General features: G+C 41.8%; 21 protein-coding genes and 1 riboswitch. Of the genes, 14 read left to right on the plus strand and 7 right to left on the minus strand.

Annotated elements, in window-relative coordinates:
- The first annotated feature begins 129 nt into the window (after window positions 1-129).
- Entirely contained in the window at window positions 130-1305 is a 1176-nt protein-coding gene (locus tag PSH54_RS04350; protein WP_004587971.1) for a polysaccharide lyase family 7 protein, read from the plus strand.
- A gap of 54 nt (window positions 1306-1359) precedes the next feature.
- Here the strand turns inward: PSH54_RS04350 and PSH54_RS04355 are convergent, their stop codons facing one another.
- On the minus strand, window positions 1360-2331 hold the full coding sequence (locus PSH54_RS04355) for a zinc transporter ZntB (RefSeq protein ID WP_029772374.1): 972 nt from the start codon (window positions 2329-2331) through the stop codon (window positions 1360-1362).
- 278 nt (window positions 2332-2609) lie between these two features.
- Between PSH54_RS04355 and PSH54_RS04360 the strand changes: the two genes are divergently transcribed.
- From PSH54_RS04360 to PSH54_RS04370, 3 genes are read left to right on the plus strand one after another with little or no spacing between them, the layout of a single operon-like run.
- The gene (locus tag PSH54_RS04360) at window positions 2610-3038 is read left to right on the plus strand and encodes an ATP-dependent zinc protease family protein (protein WP_273605574.1); all 429 of its coding nucleotides are present in this window, start codon (window positions 2610-2612) and stop codon (window positions 3036-3038) included.
- 10 nt (window positions 3039-3048) lie between these two features.
- Window positions 3049-3954 carry a 30S ribosomal protein S6--L-glutamate ligase gene (gene rimK / locus PSH54_RS04365; protein ID WP_004587974.1) on the plus strand — a complete coding sequence of 302 codons (906 nt, stop codon included), beginning with the start codon at window positions 3049-3051 and terminating at the stop codon, window positions 3952-3954.
- On the plus strand, window positions 3941-4999 hold the full coding sequence (locus tag PSH54_RS04370) for a succinylglutamate desuccinylase/aspartoacylase family protein (protein WP_024031557.1): 1059 nt from the start codon (window positions 3941-3943) through the stop codon (window positions 4997-4999). The genes rimK and PSH54_RS04370 overlap by 14 nt, the downstream gene beginning before the upstream one ends.
- Before the next feature lie 74 nt (window positions 5000-5073).
- Here PSH54_RS04370 and PSH54_RS04375 read toward each other — a convergent pair whose 3' ends face one another.
- From PSH54_RS04375 to recQ, 4 genes are all read right to left on the minus strand, one after another.
- Window positions 5074-5646: a mechanosensitive ion channel domain-containing protein gene (locus PSH54_RS04375; RefSeq protein ID WP_273605575.1), complete on the minus strand. Its 573-nt coding sequence runs from the start codon at window positions 5644-5646 to the stop codon at window positions 5074-5076.
- Window positions 5647-5716: 70 nt separating this feature from the next.
- Window positions 5717-7423, minus strand: coding sequence for a POTRA domain-containing protein (locus tag PSH54_RS04380; protein WP_273605576.1), 1707 nt, complete (start codon window positions 7421-7423; stop codon window positions 5717-5719).
- 146 nt (window positions 7424-7569) lie between these two features.
- Window positions 7570-7854 (minus strand): DUF3630 family protein, encoded by a 285-nt coding sequence (locus tag PSH54_RS04385; RefSeq protein ID WP_029772370.1) that lies wholly within the window; start codon window positions 7852-7854, stop codon window positions 7570-7572.
- Between the two features lie 7 nt (window positions 7855-7861).
- A complete protein-coding gene (gene recQ / locus PSH54_RS04390) occupies window positions 7862-9685 on the minus strand; it encodes a DNA helicase RecQ (protein WP_054983758.1) in 1824 nt (607 codons plus the stop codon).
- Window positions 9686-9819: 134 nt separating this feature from the next.
- On the opposite strand from recQ, the gene PSH54_RS04395 reads away from it, so the two are divergent.
- Both PSH54_RS04395 and rarD read left to right on the plus strand, forming a co-directional pair.
- Window positions 9820-10275 (plus strand): thioesterase family protein, encoded by a 456-nt coding sequence (locus PSH54_RS04395; RefSeq protein WP_004587980.1) that lies wholly within the window; start codon window positions 9820-9822, stop codon window positions 10273-10275.
- A gap of 130 nt (window positions 10276-10405) precedes the next feature.
- Window positions 10406-11323 (plus strand): EamA family transporter RarD, encoded by a 918-nt coding sequence (rarD, locus tag PSH54_RS04400; RefSeq protein ID WP_004587981.1) that lies wholly within the window; start codon window positions 10406-10408, stop codon window positions 11321-11323.
- Between the two features lie 52 nt (window positions 11324-11375).
- On the opposite strand, the gene PSH54_RS04405 is transcribed toward rarD, so the two are convergent.
- Complete coding sequence (locus tag PSH54_RS04405) at window positions 11376-12611, minus strand: response regulator (protein ID WP_273605577.1); 1236 nt, start codon at window positions 12609-12611, stop codon at window positions 11376-11378.
- Window positions 12612-12698: 87 nt separating this feature from the next.
- Window positions 12699-13073 carry a DUF413 domain-containing protein gene (locus PSH54_RS04410; protein ID WP_004587983.1) on the minus strand — a complete coding sequence of 125 codons (375 nt, stop codon included), beginning with the start codon at window positions 13071-13073 and terminating at the stop codon, window positions 12699-12701.
- Between the two features lie 89 nt (window positions 13074-13162).
- Here PSH54_RS04410 and PSH54_RS04415 point away from each other — a divergent pair, with 89 nt between their 5' ends.
- From PSH54_RS04415 to ung, 8 genes are all read left to right on the plus strand, one after another.
- Entirely contained in the window at window positions 13163-14032 is an 870-nt protein-coding gene (locus PSH54_RS04415; protein ID WP_273605578.1) for a LysR family transcriptional regulator, read from the plus strand.
- A gap of 198 nt (window positions 14033-14230) precedes the next feature.
- Window positions 14231-15163 carry a porin gene (locus PSH54_RS04420; RefSeq protein ID WP_054983757.1) on the plus strand — a complete coding sequence of 311 codons (933 nt, stop codon included), beginning with the start codon at window positions 14231-14233 and terminating at the stop codon, window positions 15161-15163.
- Window positions 15164-15261: 98 nt separating this feature from the next.
- Window positions 15262-15393, plus strand: a riboswitch (cobalamin riboswitch).
- A gap of 68 nt (window positions 15394-15461) precedes the next feature.
- On the plus strand, window positions 15462-16271 hold the full coding sequence (locus PSH54_RS04425) for an ABC transporter ATP-binding protein (protein WP_273605579.1): 810 nt from the start codon (window positions 15462-15464) through the stop codon (window positions 16269-16271).
- Between the two features lie 4 nt (window positions 16272-16275).
- Window positions 16276-17280, plus strand: a complete 1005-nt coding sequence (locus PSH54_RS04430) for a FecCD family ABC transporter permease (RefSeq protein WP_273605580.1) — start codon at window positions 16276-16278, stop codon at window positions 17278-17280.
- A 5-nt stretch (window positions 17281-17285) separates the two neighbouring features.
- Complete coding sequence (locus tag PSH54_RS04435) at window positions 17286-18776, plus strand: cobyric acid synthase (protein ID WP_121637005.1); 1491 nt, start codon at window positions 17286-17288, stop codon at window positions 18774-18776.
- Window positions 18760-19359 carry a cob(I)yrinic acid a,c-diamide adenosyltransferase gene (gene cobO / locus PSH54_RS04440; RefSeq protein ID WP_273605581.1) on the plus strand — a complete coding sequence of 200 codons (600 nt, stop codon included), beginning with the start codon at window positions 18760-18762 and terminating at the stop codon, window positions 19357-19359. The genes PSH54_RS04435 and cobO overlap by 17 nt, the downstream gene beginning before the upstream one ends.
- On the plus strand, window positions 19359-20219 hold the full coding sequence (locus PSH54_RS04445; protein WP_273605582.1) for a cobalamin-binding protein: 861 nt from the start codon (window positions 19359-19361) through the stop codon (window positions 20217-20219). Before cobO ends, PSH54_RS04445 begins: the two co-directional genes overlap by 1 nt.
- Window positions 20216-20878 carry a uracil-DNA glycosylase gene (gene ung / locus PSH54_RS04450; RefSeq protein WP_055254846.1) on the plus strand — a complete coding sequence of 221 codons (663 nt, stop codon included), beginning with the start codon at window positions 20216-20218 and terminating at the stop codon, window positions 20876-20878. The genes PSH54_RS04445 and ung overlap by 4 nt, the downstream gene beginning before the upstream one ends.
- Window positions 20879-21036 lie beyond the last annotated feature (158 nt).

Genomic DNA, 21036 nt, shown 5'->3' on the forward strand with positions numbered 1-21036 from the left:
TGTTCTTGCCAAATCTATTCATACACAAAAATAGAAACCTGTTTACACAGGGTGATCTAAGTTTTAGTGACTGACACAAAACTAGGTAGTTAGGTTATTTTTATATTCAGGTTTAAAGGAATAAAGATAATGATTAACCATAAAAAACTGTTTTTTTACAGCGCAATTGCGACAAGTTCAGCGCTATCTCATGCTGCAACAATTAATAATGCAGGCTTTGAAAGTGGCTTTAGTAACTGGAACGAAACCGACCCAGCCGCTATTTCTTCAGATGCTTACAGTGGCTCAAAATCGTTAAAGATTCAGGGCAGTCCAGCACGGGTTTATCAAGTGGTAGATATACAGCCTAACACTGAATACACCCTAAGTGCTTATGTGCTGGGTAAAGGGCAAATTGGTGTAAACGATTTAAATGGTTTATTTAAAAACCAAACCTTTAATGTTTCTTCGTGGACTAAAGTAACAAAAACATTTACCTCAGCAAACACCAATTCACTTCAGGTTTTTGCTAAACATTACAACAACACCAGCGATGTAAGGTTTGATAATTTTGCCTTGGTTGAGGGCAGCGGCAGTAATGATGGTGGCTCAGATGGCGGCAGCGATAACTCAAATGGTTCAACAATTCCTAGCAGCATAACCAGTGGTAGCATTTTTGATTTAGAAGGTGATAACCCAAATCCTCTCGTTGACGATAGCACCTTAGTGTTTGTGCCGTTAGAGGCACAACATATTACGCCTAATGGTAATGGCTGGCGTCATGAGTATAAGGTTAAAGAAAGTTTACGCGTTGCTATGACTCAAACCTATGAAGTGTTCGAAGCTACGGTAAAAGTTGAGATGTCTGATGGCGGAAAAACAATTATATCGCAGCACCATGCTAGCGATACCGGGACTATATCTAAAGTGTATGTGTCGGATACTGATGAATCGGGCTTTAATGATAGCGTAGCGAACAACGGAATTTTTGATGTGTACGTACGTTTACGTAATACCAGCGGTAATGAAGAAAAATTTGCTTTGGGTACAATGACCAGCGGTGAGACATTTAACTTGCGGGTAGTTAATAACTACGGCGATGTAGAGGTTACGGCATTCGGTAACTCGTTCGGTATACCAGTAGAGGATGATTCGCAGTCATACTTTAAGTTTGGTAACTACCTGCAATCGCAAGACCCATACACATTAGATAAATGTGGTGAGGCCGGAAACTCTAACTCGTTTAAAAACTGTTTTGAGGATTTAGGCATTACAGAGTCAAAAGTGACGATGACCAATGTGAGTTATACGCGCGAAACTAATTAATTAGTGACTTATTATGGCCACTCAATTGAGTGGCCATAATAAAAAAACTTTATTTTATAACCATTTTTTATTTTTAAAGTACACGCCAATACCGCCAGTAAGCACAATTAAAAAAATCACAAATGCACTAAATGCATAAGGGTTTTCGGTACCAGGTATGCCACCTACATTTACCCCTAAAAGGCCCGTTAAAAAGCCCAGTGGTAAAAAAAGCGCAGCCACAACCGACATTACATACATGCGTTGATTTAATTGCTCAGACACCTGGTTAGTAATGGTTTGCTGAATAATTTGCGCACGCTCTATGGCGCTATCTAGCTCTTCTAAATAACGAATAAGTAAGTTAGTGGTTTCGTTTAGCTTTGCTTTATCTTCATCTAAAAGCCAGGGGTAATGGTTATTTACCATTAAACTTAACGCTTCCTTTTGCGGTTTTAAGTAACGCTTTAAGGCAATAGTTTGACGGCGCAGTTGAGATAAACCTTGGTTATCAAACTTTTTACTTGGCTCGTCTATTTCTTCTTCAAATTCATCAAGGGTTTCATCAAGCGTATCAATGACACTTTGCATGCGTGATGTCAGTTTTTGCGTAATAGAGCCGACCAACTCTGATATTGAGCATGGGCCGTGGCCAGCATTAAGCTCTGCTAATATATCTTGAATCGAAAGTAAGCGACGTTTGCGCGTTGTGATAACCACAGATTCGCTAATAAATAAACGAATTGACACCATGTCCTCAGGGCTTTGCGCTGGGTTTAAATTTACACCACGCAAAAACAGCATATGGCCATTGGTGCTAGGTGTTAAGCGAGGGCGAGTTTCATCAGCAATAAGCGAATCAAGCTCAAAGTCGGTAAGGTGAGCCTGGCTTTTAAGCCACGTTACTGCCTCGCTTTGGCTGTAGTCCATATGTATCCACAGTTTACCTTGGCTAGGGTGCCAGTTATTTAAATCGCGGGTGTTTTCTATGGCGTGCGCGCCGCCTTTTTCATCAAGCACCAGTGCATGCAGTAAACCATTAATCATATTTTAAACTCATATAATAGTGTATTTTTAATACAGTTAACTATAGTGTATCTGCATAGTGCTTTACAAACTTACCTTAACTTTTAATTAGTTAGCGTTAAGGTAAAACCTATATGCAGGCTTTAATTGCTAAATAAGGCACTAAACAGCAAGGCGCGCATTGTGTGATTAGTTCCTATAAAAGATCAATTTAATTTACTCATCGACTAGATAAATTTATTTCGCTGGTGTTTTTTGCGCCGTAGCGTATAAGTCACTTTTTTATTAAGGGCACATTTATGACAGCAAAGTTAACTGTTGGTTGGCGTGAGTGGTTAAGTTTACCCGAGCTTGGCATCGAAAAGATAAAAGCAAAAGTTGATACTGGCGCCCGCACTTCATGTATTCATGCAATTAACATTGAAGAGTACGAAGAAGGCGAAGAAAAGTGGGTAAAATTTATAGTCCAACCATTGCAAGATGACGAACACACTCAGGTTGCTTGCACTGCAAAGGTTAAAAAAATTAAGGCGGTAACCAGCTCAAGTGGGCAAAAAGAGTTACGGTACTTTATAGAAACAACATTGCATGCAGGGCCCCATAGTTGGCCTATAGAAGTTACTTTAACGAGTCGGGCAACCATGAAGTTTAGAATGTTATTAGGGCGTACAGCCATGGAAAATCGTATAGTCGTTGATCCGGCTTTATCTCATTTATTAGATAGTTAAGGTTTTAACTATGAAAATTGGTATTTTATCTCGCAACAGAAATTTGTATTCAACGCGTCGCTTAATTGAAGCGGCAGAGGCACGCGGTCACGAGGTAAAGGTGATTGATGCGCTTCGTTGCTATATGAATATAAACTCAGAACAGCCAGAAATTCACTACCGTGGTGAAAATTTAAAAGATTTTGACGCCATTGTTCCACGCATTGGTGCATCGGTGACATTTTATGGTTGCTCTGTTTTACGTCAGTTCGAAATGATGGGGGTTTATCCTGTTAACGAATCGGTAGCTATTTCTCGTTCGCGCGATAAATTACGCTCACTTCAGCTGTTATCACGTAAAGGCGTAGGCATGCCGGTAACCGGTTTTGCCAGCAAACCAGATGACGTTAAAGACTTACTAGAAATGGTAGGCGGTGCTCCGGTGGTTATTAAATTACTTGAAGGCACACAAGGCATTGGTGTTGTACTTGCTGAAACACGTAAAGCGGCTGAAAGTGTTATTGAAGCGTTTATGGGTTTAAAAGCCAATATTATGGTTCAAGAATACATTAAAGAAGCCGGCGGAGCCGATATTCGTTGTTTTGTACTTGGTGATAAAGTAATAGCGGCCATGAAGCGCCAAGCGCAAGAAGGCGAGTTCCGCTCAAACCTTCACCGTGGTGGTAGCGCTACATTAGTACGCATTACCCCAGAAGAGCGTAAAACCGCCGTTGCTGCAGCAAAAGCAATGGGCTTAAATGTAGCGGGCGTTGATTTACTTCGCTCATCTCGTGGGCCTTTGGTAATGGAAGTAAACTCTTCTCCAGGCCTTGAAGGGATTGAAGTGGCAACAGGTAAAGATATTGCCGGTATGGTGATTGATTTCATCGAAAAAAATGCTGCTATTAAAGGAACCGCAACCCGTGGCAAAGGTTAAAATTAATCGTCCTTTTACCTTATTAGGTGAAAGTGTTGGCGTGGGCGAGCGTAAAACCCTTGCCTTAGAGGCTGCTAAACTTTACACCCATTCACCGCTCAATATTCCTATTGAAGTGGTTAATGGTGTAATGGAAGGCCCAGTGCTGATGGTGTGTGCCGCTATTCATGGGGATGAGCTAAATGGTGTAGAAGTTGTACGCCAGCTGCTCTCTAAAATAGATGCAAGCCAACTGCGCGGAACCATAATTGCTGTGCCGATTGTTAATGTGTTTGGCTTTATTCATAAATCACGTTATTTACCCGATAGACGTGATATGAACCGCAGCTTTCCGGGCTCTGAGCGTGGATCGCTAGCGGGGCGTATGGCACATATGTTTTTTAATCAGGTGGCGGTACATTGTACCCACATTATTGATTTACATACGGGGGCTATTCACCGAACTAACTTACCGCAAATACGCGCTAACTTAGATGATGAAGCAACCGCTGATATGGCCAAAGCATTCGGTACGCCAGCGGTTATAAATGCATCCCTTCGTAATGGCTCATTACGTAGTGAAGCCGCTAATTTAGGTATACCGGTTATTACTTACGAAGCCGGTGAAGCCTTACGCTTTGACCCTATTGCCATTGCAGCAGGTGTGCAGGGTGTGGATTATGTGATGCGGCATTTAAAAATGATCCGCGGCAAGCGTCCTAAAAAACTGCCCGATCCTATTATTGCAGGGTCAACAAGTTGGATACGCGCTGAGGTAGATGGCATTGTACGTGCGCAAGTATCGCTAGGTGAACACGTAGAAAAAGGCCAAGTGCTGGCGTACATAAGTAGCCCATTAGGTGATGCCGAGCTTGAGCTTTTAGCGCCTAAGGGCGGTATTGTGATAGGCCAGCAAACTATGCCACTAGTAAACGAAGGGGATGCGGTATTCCACCTTGCTTACTTTGCAAATGATAACAGCTTAGTAGAGCAGCAATTAGAGCATTTTATTGACGAAATAAATGATTTAGATGAAGAGCTTAAAACAGCTGAGCTAAATAATTAGCACTATGTTAGCTAGTAAAAAGCCGCAGTGAGGTTTGCCTTACTGCGGCTTTTTTACGGATATGACTTTTAAAACTATGTCTTTTTAGGGCCAATAATCCGTTTTATTACCGGTGCCTTTGTAGGCTTAGGTTCTTTATTTAATACTATAACTGGGCGTGTCACAAACAGGTTATTTGGGTAAACAACTCGGTGCCCATCCACATGCTCAAGTAGCACGTTCATTAAACCTAATTCGACAATGCGCCCTTCTATATGGTTTGCGCCATCAACAATACGCACCCAATTTCCCACATGAAAACCATTTTGAATAAACATGAGTAAAAAAGCGGTAAGGTTACTAAGCAGCGACCAAGCGGCAAATAAAGCGACCCCGAGCATAGCAAATAATGATGAGCCCAAAACTAATAGCCCGCGCAGCTCTATACCCCAAAATATAAGCACTAAGCACAGCACTACAAACGCGAGTATTATTTTTAATAACAGCTCAGCTCTAAATTTACGATGAACATCTACTTTTCCTTTTATGGCTTTTTCGAGCAACTTTTTAGTGACTTTTAATAAAAGAGGAAAAAGTAAAATGGCCATAAGGGTAACAATCAATTTATATTGCGTACCCATTAGCTCTAAAAGCGCAAACAATTCCAAAGTGTGATCCCGTACTGTTTTTAGGAAAATTTAAAGCGCTAGTGTAACGCTTTCGTTTATTGCTCGCTATTTAAAAGGTGTTTTTAACACTCACGAGCCACTGCACCGAATCAACATCGTCGTAGCTATCAAGCGGGGCGGCAATATCAAGGTGGATCATGGTGCCAGAGTTTGCTCTGCTAGGTGCTAAACGCAAACCCACACCAACATTTTTTAAAACATGATCGTTCTCGCCGTTGTCTTCATCGTTAAACCAAGCGCGGCCAACATCAACAAAGCCCGCTGCACCGACTTTAAATAGCTGCAGTAAATCGTATTCCCAGTAATAGCGTTTTTCTAAGCTGACTAAAAAGCTTCGGTCGCCATGCTGGTAATCCATAGGATAGCCACGAAGGCCCGTTTCGCCGCCAAGTGTTAGCTGCTTATCGGCGGTTAGGTTTTTAGCATACTGGGCACGGGCTTTAACAAACCAAGATTGGTTTTCGCTGGTATTTAAGTAGTACTGCACTTCGCTGGTGGCTAAAAAGTTTTCTAGTTGTTTTTGCTCTTTATTCCAATAACCATCCACTTGAGCACTAAAACGCCACAGCGTTCTGTCGGTAGTAAAGTGTGCTTTTTTAGCTTTTAACGAATATACGGCTCTGCTGTCATCATTACCTAGAGATTCATCTGAGTAGCCTAATAGGGCTTTAATATTCCACCCTAAATTTAAATCTTCGGTGCGCGAAATACTGTCAAAATTACGCACTTTTATATAACTGTCTTCAAACCAATGACCACTCACATAGGGGTAACTCAGTTGTCTGTTTTTGGCCAAGGGAGCAAAGGTTGTTTCTATTTCTGCAAAGCTGTCTTTTTGGTTTACATAGCCAAGCGTTAAGCGCTGTGTCCAGCTATCAGATAATGCTTTAGAGTGGCCTAAAAAAGCGCTAAAAAAATCGGTTGTTTGATCAAACTCACTGTATTCATCACCACGGCGATACAACGACTCTTCTCGCTGTTCAGAAAAGCTTTTAATACCATAGCTATAAGGTGTATCTATGGCGTAAAACGGATAGGTTAGCTCTAATAAGTGGCGTTTTCCGTCACTGTTGTCGGCATACTCTAAGCGCCCGCGATACCGGCTAGATAATATATTAGGATCGTCATAAACAAATAAATAACCATTACGATCGCTGTCGGTAGTGCGTGAAAACGATAAACGCTTGCCCCAACCCAGTAAATTTGATTCGCGAAAGCCAATACTCGATTTATTTTCGCCACCGCTGCGACTAAAGCTTATTTCGGGTAGTAAGGTCCATAAATCGCGAGTTACCACCGTTACATCTACGTTGCCGTCGCAGTTTTCAACCGCGCTTATTTGCGCATCATATAAATAGTTTTGTTGGCGTAATAAACGCTCTGACTCAGCGAGCTTTCTGGCATTGTAATTATCGCCTTGTTTAAATAACAGAATATTACTAATAACGTCTGGCTCGGTTTGAATATGCGCGCGGTTGGCAAAACGAAAAAGCGCGTTATTTTCCTCCTCCAACTCGGTATTAAAAACGTTAAGTTGTTTAAGGGTAATTGAGGTTATTTGGGCGTCGCTGCGACTATTAATCAGTGTGGTTTTATCTTCAACCTCACGGCGTAAATTATTGCTTTTGTCTGAGTGAGTTTGCACAGCGGAGCAGGTGTTAGTTTTGGGTGGTTGTTGTGCAAAGGCCTTAGGCGCACTAAAGCTTACAAGGGCTAAGCTTATACAACAGTGTGCAATCCATTTTCTATCCACCATTCAACCTCTTCAATACTACTGCAAATATGAGTCGTAATATCAGCTTACATCATTGTTATTACAATGTAAGTAAAAGGTATGGATTTTGAAACTAATTAATTGTTACCGTTACGCACCTTTGTTAATTAGTGCATATGCGAAGTGTTTTAGCTTAAGTAAAAAGCAAGGGCTGCTAATAAATGCTCGGCTTCTTGGCCTTCGCCATTAATCCAAATACTTTCGCTGTAGTGTTCAAAATTTAAATTAAAGGTTTGCTGTTGATAGCTAAAGCGCAATTGATGACGGTCAGCACCCCCTGCGTAGTCAATAATTGTTATTTCATCGGCGTGTAAAAACAGCGTGCTCCACAGCTCAAAGTCTTCATCGTGTGGGGCTTCTACCGGGCTTATAACAATGCATTTATGGGCGTGATTGTATTCAATTTGGGTCATAGTTTACTTAATTGCTAGCAAGGTAATTACGAATGGCCGTTAAAAATTCGCCGCCATATTTATTGAGTTTGGTAAAGCCAACGCCCGACACCTTTAAAAATTCGCTGTCGTTGGTGGGCATTAATTGCGCCATTTCGGCTAAGGTTTTATCGTTAAATACAACGTACGGCGGTACATCGTCGGCATCAGCGAGTTCTTTACGCAGAGCCCGTAACCGGGCAAATAGTTTTTTGTCGTAGTTAAACTGCGCCAGTTTATCTTGGTATACGTGTTTAGCTTGTAAGCGCGGCTCGGCAAGCTGTAGGGCGTATTCACTTTTAAGTACAGCGCGTGCTGCTTCGGTTAAGCGCAGCGAGGCACCTTGGGTAATATCTTGGCTTAACAAGCCTTGGTGTATAAGTTGGCGTAATATACTGAGCCAAAATTCACTGCTTTTGTCTTTGCCTATGCCATAGGTGCTGAGTTCGTGGTGGTTGTTGTCGCGTATGCGGCTGGTATTAGCCCCGCGTAATAATTCTACAATATAGCCTAAGCCAAAACGCTGCCCAGCTCGGTACACACACGAAAGCGCTTGTTGCGCTACTAATGTGCCATCAAAGCTTTTTGGCGGGTTAATGCAAATATCGCAGTTGCCACATTGCTCGCGTTTATACTCGCTAAAGTAGTTTAATAGTATTTGACGACGACATGTTTGCGCCTCGGCAAAACTGGCCATGGCATTAAAGCGTTGTTCTTCTACGCGGCGGCGTTGTTCATCGTCTATGTCTTCAAAAAAGCGCCTAACGCGGCCTATATCGGCGGGATCAAAATACATAATGGCTTCTGCGGCTAAGCCATCACGCCCAGCGCGGCCAGTTTCTTGATAGTAGGCTTCAATACTTTTTGGAATATCGTAATGCAGAACAAAACGCACATTTGGTTTATTTATGCCCATACCAAAGGCAACGGTCGCAACGACTATTTGAATATCATCGCGGGCAAATCCGGTTTGCACAAATTGGCGTTGCTCGTTGCTCATGCCAGCATGGTACGCGGCGGCATTTAAACCTGCATCAGCAAGTTTTTCGGCAATGTCATCAACGCGCTTACGGCTAGTGCAGTAAATAATGCCACTTTGATTTTTTTGCTCTTTTAAATAGCGCAGTAGTTGCGCCATGGGCTTGAACTTTTCTTCGATGGTGTAACGAATATTCGGTCTGTCGAAGCTGCCGGTATGTATATAGGGCTGTTGTAATTTTAATTGCTCAACTATATCAAAGCGGGTCGCTTTATCGGCCGTGGCGGTCAGTGCCATCATAGGTACATGGGAAAAGCGCTGCTTAAGCTCATTTAATCTAAAGTAATGAGGTCTAAAGTCATGCCCCCAATGCGATACACAATGAGCTTCGTCAATTGCAAATAAGCTGATATTTAAATGGCTGAGTCGCTCGGTAAATTCATGCTGAAGCACTTTTTCAGGGGCAACATACAGTAATTTTATTAGCCCTTGGTGCAATTGTTGGTACACTAATTGTTGCTCTTCGCGAGCCAGGCTATTATTAATGTAAGCGGCTTTAACACCTAATGCTTGCAGTTGCGTTACTTGGTCTTGCATGAGCGAGATAAGCGGTGAAATTACCACAGTAACCCCTTCGAGCACTAACGCTGGTACTTGGTAACACACTGATTTACCGCCGCCTGTAGGCAGTAGTACCAAAGAGTCTTGGCCATTAATGGCCGCGTCGATCACCGCTTTTTGGCCATCACGAAACTCGCTGTAGCCAAACACTTGTTTAAGAACCGTGTCGGGCTTGCGGACCAATGTGCTAGGTGTAGGGGTTAGAGTATTCATCGGCGGCTATTTTAGTGGTTTTTTTATAGGATGTCTTTAGCTTAGAGGTAAATGATTTAATTAGTGCCTCGTGGTTTTGCTTCAGGTATGCTTAACTCATCGTACCAGTGTTAATTTAAACATAGAGAATAATAATGAATAAAGAAATGTTAATTGAACAAGTTGGCGCACTGTTTGTAAATGGCATGCCATTTAATCAGTTTTTAAATATCTCGGTAGAGTCGCTCAGTCCTGAGCAAGCTAAAATTACCTTTCCCTGGCAGGATGTATTTATAGGCAATCCTGCGCAAAAAATTCTTCACGGCGGTATTATATCGGCGGTGCTCGATAATGTGGGCGGCATGCTGGCAGCAGCCAGTGTTATTGATAAATTAACCGAGCTCGATATCCCTAGCGTTCAGCAAAAGCTGGCTACCTTAGGCACTATTGATTTGCGCACAGATTATTTGCGCCCTGGCAAAGGGGAGACATTTACAGCCAGTGCTACTTTGATCCGCTCTGGTAATAAAGTGTGTGTATGTAGAATGGAGCTACACAATGAAAAGGCAATCCAAATCGCCTTTGGTACAGGTACGTATTTAGTAGGTTAAAGCTGCTAATTACGTACGGCTAAAATAAAAAGCTTTGCCTTGCGCTGAGCTTTAGTTACCGCAAAATAAATCACTTAATAGCGCGAATTGGTATAAACTGTCGGCCTTTTAGTATGAATAAGTAGTATGTATGTCGATTGCAAACGAGCAGCGTAAAGGCGGTATTTTTGCCTGTTTAGCTTTTTTAATGTGGGGCTTAGCGCCTATTTATTTCAAACAAATACAGCATGTTTCTGCTTTTGAAATTTTAACTCACCGTGTTGTCTGGTCTGTGGTTTTTTTAGTGCTTGTGGTCAGTGTGCTTAAATACTGGGATAAGGTTAAGCGCATAGTTGCCCAGCCAAAAATTATTTTAATGTTAGTACTTACCTCTTCTATATTGGGCTTTAATTGGGGGCTGTTTATTTGGGCGGTTAATAATAACCATATGCTCGATGCCAGTTTAGGGTATTACATAAACCCATTACTTAATGTGCTGTTGGGCATGCTATTTTTAGGCGAGCGGCTGCGAAAGTTACAAGGATTTGCAGTGTTTTTAGCCTTTGCGGGCGTAGTATTGCAATTGGTCAGTTTTGGCTCGTTTCCGGTGGTGGCGTTTTCGCTTGCCACGTCTTTTGCTATTTATGGCTTACTGCGTAAAAAGTTACCTGTTGAAGCGCTGCCAGGCATTTTACTCGAAGCCCTAATTTTACTGCCTGTTGCATTAATTTACTGGTGGGTAATGGCACCAACGCCTACTTCCGACTTAGCCCTAAACGATTGGCATACCAATGCGCTGTTAATTAGTGCCGGTATTATTACTACGTTGCCGCTGCTTTGCTTTACCGGAGCGGCCAAACGTTTGCAGTACACAACATTGGGCTTTTTTCAGTACATAGGACCAAGTTTAATGTTTATGCTTGCTGTGGTGTTTTACGATGAAGTATTTGATGCAGAGCGGGTGATTACGTTTGCCTGTATTTGGAGTGCACTGGCTATATTTACTTGGGACTCTTATCATCAATCGCGTAAGCGTAAAAAAGCGGCTGTTACCGCCGCCGAAGTTTAATACCTATGCGCAATAATAGTTTAAGTAAGTTGCTATAAAGCAGCGTTAAGGTTTAGCTTATTACTTTATTACGGCCGGTTTCTTTTGCATCATACAGCTTTAAATCGGCCTGTTTAAGTAACTCATCTATTTGGTAAATAGGGCCGCTTGCAAAACCAATAGAAATTGTAAATTTAATTTTTTCTTGGCTAAACTCTTGGCTATTAAGCTCTATAAATTGCCTAAATCCTTCAAGGCGTTTTAGCGCTTGCGCTGTGGTTGCATCAGTAAAGTAAACGGCAAATTCTTCACCGCCTAAGCGAGCGACTAGCTGCTTTTCAAAGTACTTTTTAAAACACACTGCCAACCCTTTAAGAACCTCATCGCCTGAATCGTGACCGTATGTATCGTTAATCGATTTAAAATGGTCTATATCAAGCATGGCGAGTGCACCATCTTGATTTGATTTTTTTAAATACTTGAGTGATTTGCTCGACTCTTCAAAAAAGTAGCGTCGATTAGGCAGGTTTGTTAAGTAGTCGGTATTTGCTTGGCGTTTAATTGTTGCTATTTGCTCAAGCATGTCGACGTTTTGACTTAGTCGGCAGTAAAACTCTTCGCTGTTAAAGGGTTTATGAAGGTAGTCGTTGGCACCATTTTTTAAAAATAGGCTCGATAATGCTGACGAGTCAGCACCTGAAATACCGATAATGGCTTTTTCATCATTACTGTAAAGCCGGCGAATTTCGGCGCATAGCTCATCACCATTCATGTTTGGCATTTCGTTATCGGTAATAATAACAGACACATCTTTTTGGCTTTCAAGTACCTCTAGCGCGTCTTTGCCGTCCTTAGCTTCGAGTATTTGATACTTATGGCGCTTTAGTAAACTAAAAATGTATCTACGGGTAGAGGTTGAGTCGTCGACGACCAACACTTTTACGTTCTCGTTACGTGGTAAACGGCTTAGTTGTTTTTCTAGGTATTGGTAAGCTTGTTTGTTTTCTTTGATTATGTAATCAATTATTGGGTATTTTTCTACCGTGTCGCGAGTTTGTTTATCTATATTGCCTGTCATTACGATGGTGGGAATGTCGGCATTAATAGTATACGGAACCGCCTCACCCGCAGGAGCATCGGGAAGGATAAAATCAACAACAGCGCAAAAGTAGCTATTGTGTTTTATTAGCTCTTTTGTTGCCGCTAAAGATTCGGCTATATCTACTTCGTAACCTGCTTTAAGCGCGATATGCTTTTGCACACGCGCTATAGTAGGCGTATCTTCAACTATGAGTATTTTTCGCGTCACGTAACAACCTTGTTTGATATTTTGCAAAAGTATTTGCTTATACAAGTTGTAACTGTTAAAACGCAAAAAAGCAAATATCTTAGAGGCTTATACGCTATCTGATTCGCTATAATCGTCTTGGCTTATTGGTACCGGCCCTGACATTTTTGAACGGCCAAAAAGTGTATGAAACTTGGTTTTACAGGTTGTTAGTTTTAAATATTTAACCCAGGCTTTTTCGATTGGGTTTGTAGGTTCTTTACTGCCACAAACTACGTCAACAAATTGCTCTTGTAGCGTATTTTGGGGTGCTAAAGTTTTATTATAAAGGCCTTTTAGTACAACGCCGTGTTGCTCTAATATGCTGGCTTCTAATAAGGTGAAGTTTCCGCTGCGGCTAAACCCGCGAGGAAAGTTTTGATCATCATAAAATTGACGTTGGCTAACAAACGCTTGGCGAAGTAGTGAAATATCGTTGCTCATAACTGTATCCTCATACCCTGTTTATTGCTGGAGTATGATGCAAGTTTGACAATTTATTAAACAAGTTATTTTTATCGTGAGAATCAAAAATGGATATAGATTTATTAAAAACATTTGTAGAGGTTGTGCGCACGCGTCACTTTGGTAAAGCAGCTGAAAACCTGTATATCACTCAATCGGCAGTAAGCTTTCGAATTCGCCAATTAGAGCAGGGGTTGGGTGTAAACTTGTTTATTCGCCAGCGTAACAATATTCAATTAACGGCGCCAGGAGAGCGATTGCTTCCGCACGCTAAAATGATCATCACCGGCATGCAGCGTGCCAAAGTCGATGTAGCACTTGCCGATAACATGCACAAGCAAATAAGTTTAGCGGGTACACCTAATATATGGGATGCGTTTTTACAATTTGGCATTACTAATATTGTGTCGGCTATGCCTGGGGTCTCGTTGGTCGCAGAGGTTAAAGCCCAACAAGAAAGCACGCGGTTATTATTAGAGCGTACGCTTGATTTAGCCATTTTATTTGACCCCCCTAAAGTAGACGAGCTTGTGGTTGAGCGAATTTGCGAGCTGCCAATTATTCCGGTTAGTGGCTATGACACGGCCACTAACGAGAACTTTTTTGATAACCAATATGTATATGTTGATTGGGGTACTACGTTTTCACTATGGCATGCGCGCCAATTTACCGGTAAAACGCCGCCTTATTTTAGAACCAGTACGGGGCGTATTGCCCTTGATTTAATTCTTCAGTGTGGCGGCAGTGCGTTTATCCCCGGGGTACTTGTTGAATCTCACCTAGAAAAGGGTGAGCTGTTTCATGTAAAAGACGTAGAACATACTTCGCGTGATATTTTTGTGGCCTACCACAGAGACAACGAACAAAAAGAGCTAATAGAAACCCTGATTAACTTATTACCTAAAATAAATGCTTATCAGCCTGTTGATGAACACTAAATACCGACTATGATTTTTAATGAGGTTGAATAGGTACAATTTTGTTTATTAAATATTCATGTCGTTTTGTTTTCAGAATTTAGACACTTTTATTAAAATAAAAAGACAAAAATGTTTCCTTTGTAATATATCTGTCATTTAACGGTGACAAACTGCAGCTGTTTTAAAAATTAATCTTGTGATTATCGAGGAAATAACATGAATTTTGTAAAATCGAGCTTATGTGTTGCACTAGTAAGTGGTTTATCTTTTAGCGCGTTTGCAGACGTTGATGTATACGGTAAAGCGAATGTTACTGTGCAATCGTCTGATGATGGCGAAGGGTCTTTCACTGAAATTAAAAGTAATGCATCTCGCTTTGGCCTAAAAGGGTCTGAAAAGATTACTGATGGATTAGAAGCGGTTTATAAGTTTGAGTTTCAAGTTGATGTATCTGATGCTGACTCTAAAGGTGATAACGACGACAATATTTCTGCACGTAACCAGTATGTAGGTTTAAAAGGTGCATATGGTCAAGTTGTTGTGGGTCGTAACGATACAGCGCTTAAACAATCGCAAGGTAAGTTAGATTTATTTAATGACCTTGAAGGCGATATTAAAAATGTCTTTAAAGGTGAAAACCGCTTAGGTGATTCAATCACTTATACATCTAAAAGCTACGAAGGCTTTAAAGTACTTGCTACATTTATTGCCGAAGATGACGTAGATGCAGATAACGGTTATTCAATGGCGGTTACTTACGGTGACTCTGCACTTAAAAAGAGTGCGGTATACGCCTCGGTTGCAGCCGATAGCGAAGTAAATGGCTACGATGTAGTGCGTGCGTCAATTCAAGGTAAAGTAGAGAGCTTTAAATTAGGCGCTATGTACCAAACTCAAGAAAAAGTAGACGGTAGCGCAGAAGCTGACGGCTATTTATTAAACGCAGCCTACAGCATGGGTAAAAACACGTTTAAAGTGCAATACCAAGCAATGGACTTTGATGACAGCGACGACAAAACGGCAGTTTCTGTAGGTGTTGATCATAAGTTTAATAAAAACATTAAAGTATTTGGTTTTTACTCAAGCTTTGATATGGACAACAATGTTGACCAAGACTACGTTGGCCTAGGTATGGAATACAAGTTTTAAGCGTTGCTTAAACACTCCCTTTATTAACCGCGCTCTAATGAGCGCGGTTTTTTTTGCTTTAAATTATTTACTTACCCGCCCATAATAGACCCTCATTTGGAATGGGGTGAAATTCCTCAACTATTCCCGTAACTGTAATTAGCATCACGCTTTAAGTCAGATACAAATGAGACATATCAATCAGCATGAGAAGTTCTAGATTGGTATACTTTTTTAACGAGCGGGTAAACTCATTTTTATTGATGCACTAGTCTTTTAGCTGTGTGTTAGTGAGTGCACGCTTTCCAAGGACTCACTTTTGCAAACTACATTAGCGCCAAATACACCCTTATTAAACGTTCAAAATGTGTCGTGGGAAGTCGATGAACACGCCATTTTAAACAATATTAATTTACACATAGCTAAGGGTAAGTTTATTGGGTTAATTGGCCCAAATGGGGCGGGTAAGTCGAGCTTATTGCGCTGTTTGTATCGCTTTAATAAACCCACCGCTGGTAACGTTACCTTTAATCAGCAGGATATTTGGCAGCTTAAAAGTGAAGACTACGCAAAATATGTTGCTGTAGTTCTACAAGAAACGCCTGCGCAATTTAACCTAACATTATTTGATGTGGTTGCCCTTGGGCTTACACCTCATAAATCATTATTTAGCACCACCACCCACAGCGACAAACAAAAAATTACACAGGCAATAAAAACCGTAGGGCTTGAGCAACAGTGTAAGCAAAATTTTGAATCGCTTTCGGGGGGCGAAAAGCAACGTGCATTGATTGCCCGCGCTATAGTGCAGCAACCGCAATTACTCATCATGGATGAGCCAACCAGCCATTTAGATGTTAAATACCAAATACAAGTGATGGAACTGGCAAAATCGCTAGGGGTTACTGTGTTTGCCTCATTTCATGATTTAAATTTAGCAGCCGCTATGTGCGATGAGCTGGTGGTTATTAATAAAGGTAAAATAACACATACAGGTTCGCCTGCGCAGGTACTTAGTGAGGACATGCTAGCGGATGTTTTTGGGGTCTGTGCGCGCGTAACTAGCCACCCTCAGCGCACAGAAAATGGCCAAACTATTCCTCATATTACTTACTTTTATGGCTATTAATTAAATGGATATAACAAAAATAAACCAGTGGACAATATTTATAGCAGCCGTATTAATTGCACTGGGCAGCCTTTTTAGCGCACTGAGTTTTGGCGCCGCAGATACGCCGTTAAGTGATGTGCTCACAGGGGTTTTATCAGCAGGGGAGGGCTCGTTTAACGCGCGTATTATTTATGAGCTTAGGTTACCTCGTACCTTACTTGCATTTATGGCGGGTGCAGGTTTGGCTATTGCAGGACTTATTTTACAAACGGTTACTCGTAACCCGCTCGCTGATCCGTATTTATTTGGCATATCTTCAGGCGCGTCGTTTGGGGTAGTACTGCTTATGGCCGTTGCGGGTATTAGTACAGGGTTTATGTTATCGGCTGCTGCCTTATTAGGGAGCTTTTTAGCAATGGGCTTATTGATACTTATTGCTGGGCGGCAAAAAAGGTCGCAAGTAGAGTCTATGTTGCTAGCGGGGGTGGCGCTGTCATTTTTATTTAGCGCATTTACAAGTTTATTGCTGTATTGGAGTGACCCGCAAGCAGTGGCTGGTATTTTGTTTTGGACGTTAGGTAGCTTTGCCCGCGCACAATGGGCCACGTTATGGTTGCCATGCGTGGTTATAGTGGTGTGTATTAGCTTTATGCTGAGCTTTAAAAGGCAGTTAAATGCGCTGCTTCTTGGCGATGAAAGCGCGATAACGCTTGGGGTCCGTGTGCACCGTTTTAGAATTTTAATGTTGGTATTGAGCTCGTTAATAACGGCCGTGCTGGTGGCCCTATGTGGCGGTATTGGTTTTGTAGGTTTAATGGTGCCGCACATAGTGCGCTTTTTTATATCTCAGGGCAGTACTGCTGGCTTACTAATTACCAGTTTAGTGGGCGGCACGTTTATGGTGTGGGTTGACGTGCTTTCGCGCTCATTACTTAAAAACCAAGAGCTCCCTGTAGGGGTAATTACAGCAGCCATGGGTAGCGTATTTTTTTTAAGCTTACTCTTTTTTAGAAAAACAAAGGCATAGTGCTGATGAAAACCTTAATGATTCAAGGCACTACGTCAGATGCCGGAAAAAGCACCTTAGTCGCTGCGCTTTGTAGAGTGTTTGCAAAGCGAGGTATAAAGGTCGCGCCTTTTAAACCGCAAAATATGGCGCTTAATAGCGCGGTTACAAAAGAGGGGGGCGAAATAGGCCGTGCGCAAGCTTTGCAAGCTATAGCCGCTAAAGTAGAGCCTCAAAACGACTTTAACCCCATATTGCTCAAACCAAATAGTGATACGGGGGCACAAGTCATTATACATGGAAAAGCCATTAGTAATATGGAGGCAGGGGCTTATCATAACTATAAACAGGTTGCGATGGATGCAGTGCTTGCCTCGCATAAACGCCTAGCAAAGCAGTTTGATTTATTATTGGTTGAGGGCGCAGGCAGCCCCGCAGAAATAAACCTACGCGAGAACGACATTGCCAATATGGGTTACGCAGAAGCGGTAGATTGCCCTGTCATTATTATTGCCGATATAGACAAAGGCGGTGTGTTTGCGCATTTAGTGGGCACACTTGCGCTATTAAGCGAATCCGAGCAAGCGCGCGTAAAAGGCTTTGTTATAAACCGCTTTAGAGGCGATATAAGCTTGCTACAAAGTGGGCTAGATTGGCTTGAGCGCTACACAAAAAAACCAGTGCTTGGAGTGCTGCCTTATTTGCATGATTTAGCACTTGATGCCGAAGATGCTGTAGCAATAGATAACACGGTGACGACTGCCACCATTAATATAGCCGTGCTTTTATTGCCGCATATTAGTAACCATACCGATTTTGATGCATTGCGGCTGCACCCAAATATTAATATAAATTATGTACGCCACACACACGCGATCCCACCGGTTGATCTGATTATTATTCCTGGCAGTAAAAACGTGCTGGGTGATTTAAGTTTTGTAAAAAATGAAGGCTGGGATACACAAATAAAGCGGCACTTACGCTATGGTGGCAAAGTATTGGGGGTGTGTGGCGGTATGCAAATGTTGGGGTATACCATAAATGATCCCAACGGAGTCGAGTCGTCATTAAAGCAAGTAACGGGGCTTGCCCTATGCGATTTTGAAACCACACTTAGCACGCAAAAAGTACTCACTAAAGTAACGGCGGCTATGCAGTTAAATGATTTGCAAACACCGTGTAGCGGCTACGAAATTCATGCCGGCATTAGTGAAGGCGCAGCACTTAATAAGCCATTTTTAACCTTTAATGCGCACCCTCATGGATTTGAAAACGATGGCTTTATTAGTGACGACAATGCCATTGCTGGTACTTATTTACATGGCTTGTTTGATGAACCCGCTGCCACACTGCAAATTTTAAAGTGGGTAAAAAGCGATGCAACTATACAACCTGTGAGTATTGTAGCGCACCGCGAGCAACAACTAGAGCGCTTGGCCACTATGTGCGAGGCGCATTTGAACATACAACACATTATATCGATTTATGAAGGAGATAATAATGACGGATACAAATAACGATAAGCACCAGCAGCGCCAACAAAAAGTAAAAGAGCAGGTAGATGCACGCGTGGCTGCTGCGCAAGATGTTAAAGGGATATTTCAGGTAATTACGGGGAATGGTAAAGGTAAATCCACCTCAGGCTTTGGTGTGGTTGCTCGCTGCGTAGGGCATGGTAAAAAAGCCGCTGTTTGTCAGTTTATTAAAGGCACATGGGAGTGTGGAGAGCGTAACTTATTACAAGGCGCAGGGGTTGAATTTGCCGTTATGAATACCGGTTTTACATGGGATACGCAAAACAAAGAAGCCGACACCTCAGCCGCGCAAGCAACGTGGCAAGAGTCAAAGCGTATGCTTGCAGATAGCAGTATTGATTTAGTATTACTAGATGAGCTTACCTACATGGTGACTTACGGTTATATTGATTTAGATGAGGTAGTAAACGCGCTAAATAATCGCCCTCCCATGCAATCGGTTATTATTACAGGTCGCGCAGCGCACCGCACATTAACAGACCTTGCCGATACAGTAAGCGAAGTGCGCAATGTTAAACACGCCTTCGACTCGGGTATAAAAGCACTAGAAGGGTTTGATTACTAATGTATAAAGCGTTTTTTACTGCACTGCTGTTATTGTGTTCTGGAGGCAGTGCCGTGGCCCGTGATACAGCTACGCCAGATAAACTGCGCGTTGTAGCACTTGCACCGCATATAGTAGAAAACCTATTTGCTATAGGTGCAGGGAGCAATATTGTTGGCACTGTTGATTACGCTGATTACCCAAATAAAGCTAAAAGTATTGAGCGCATTGGTGGTTACTATGGTATTTCCCTTGAAAAATTATTAGCGCTAAAACCCGATTTAGTGATTGGTTGGAAAAGCGGTAATCAAAGTGAAGATTTAGAAAAAATTAAACGCCTTGGTATAGAAGTACATTTAAGTGATCCCAAAAAAATAGAAGAAGTTGCAAACGAGCTGATTGCTTTTGGAAAATTTACAGGGCGTATTGAGCAAAGCAAGCAAGTAGCAAACGCATTTATTACTAAGCTAAAAAAAATTAAAAAGCAGCAGCAAAGCAAAAAAATATTAACTGGTTTTTATCAATTATGGCCAGAGCCAATGATGACGGTAAGTGAAAACACATGGATAAACCAGCTTATTGAAACATGTCATGTAAGCAATGTATTTGCACACAGCCCAACCGACTACCCGCAAATAAGTATTGAAAACGTGGTGATTAAAAAACCACAGGTTATTATTATTCCTGATGAACAAGCCGATAAGTCACAACCTAAAATTAATTGGCAAAAATGGCCAGAAGTCCCCGCTGTAAAACATAACCAATTTATACGTGTAAATGCCGATTTATTACATCGTTTTACGCCGCGCATGCTAGATGGACTGGCAAATATGTGTGATAAAATAGACGCATCACGCAAACAAATTAAGAGTATACAATGAGCGATTGGCCAGCCTTTTTAGAATATGAATTACAGCAACCTTATATGCAGCAAACATTAGATTATGTAGCAAAGCGCCGTGTCGAGGGTGTTGCTGTGTACCCACCCAAAGAGCAAGTATTTAGCGCCTTTGAAGCGACAGCCCTTAACAATATTCGCGTGGTTATTTTAGGCCAAGACCCATACCACGGAGAAGGCCAAGCCCATGGCTTATGTTTTTCTGTGTTGCCAGAGGTTAAAAAGTTACCGCCGTCGCTAAAAAATATGTACAAAGAATTGGCAACGGATATTCCCGGTTTTGAAATACCAGACCATGGCTACTTACAAAGCTGGGCAGAGCAGGGCGTGTTTTTACTCAATACAGTACTCACGGTTGAGCAAGGCCAAGCGCACTCGCATAAGCATTTAGGGTGGGAGCAATTTACCGATAACGTGATAGCCCATATAAATGCACACTGCAAAGGAGTGGTGTTTATTTTATGGGGCGCTCATGCGCAAAAAAAAGGTAAAAATATTAATAGCGCTCGCCATCATATTTTAAAAGGGCCGCACCCATCGCCGCTTTCTGCGCATCGTGGTTTTTTTGGCTGTAAGCACTTTTCACAAACAAATGAATTGTTACAAGCCCAAGGCGATACGCCCATTAACTGGCAGGTTTAATTGATATATTAAAAAAGGCTTTCGTATCATGAAAGCCTTTTGCTTAGTTATTGAGTATTAATGCCCATGCGCAATAATTATCAATTATTTTGAAGGGGTAAAACCTAGCGTTAGCTTTACTATCGATACGGTTTTCCTGCCGCAAAATAAATTGCCTA

Origin of the sequence: Pseudoalteromonas sp. Angola-30 (assembly GCF_028599215.1) — a bacterium.
GTDB lineage: Bacteria > Pseudomonadota > Gammaproteobacteria > Enterobacterales > Alteromonadaceae > Pseudoalteromonas > Pseudoalteromonas atlantica.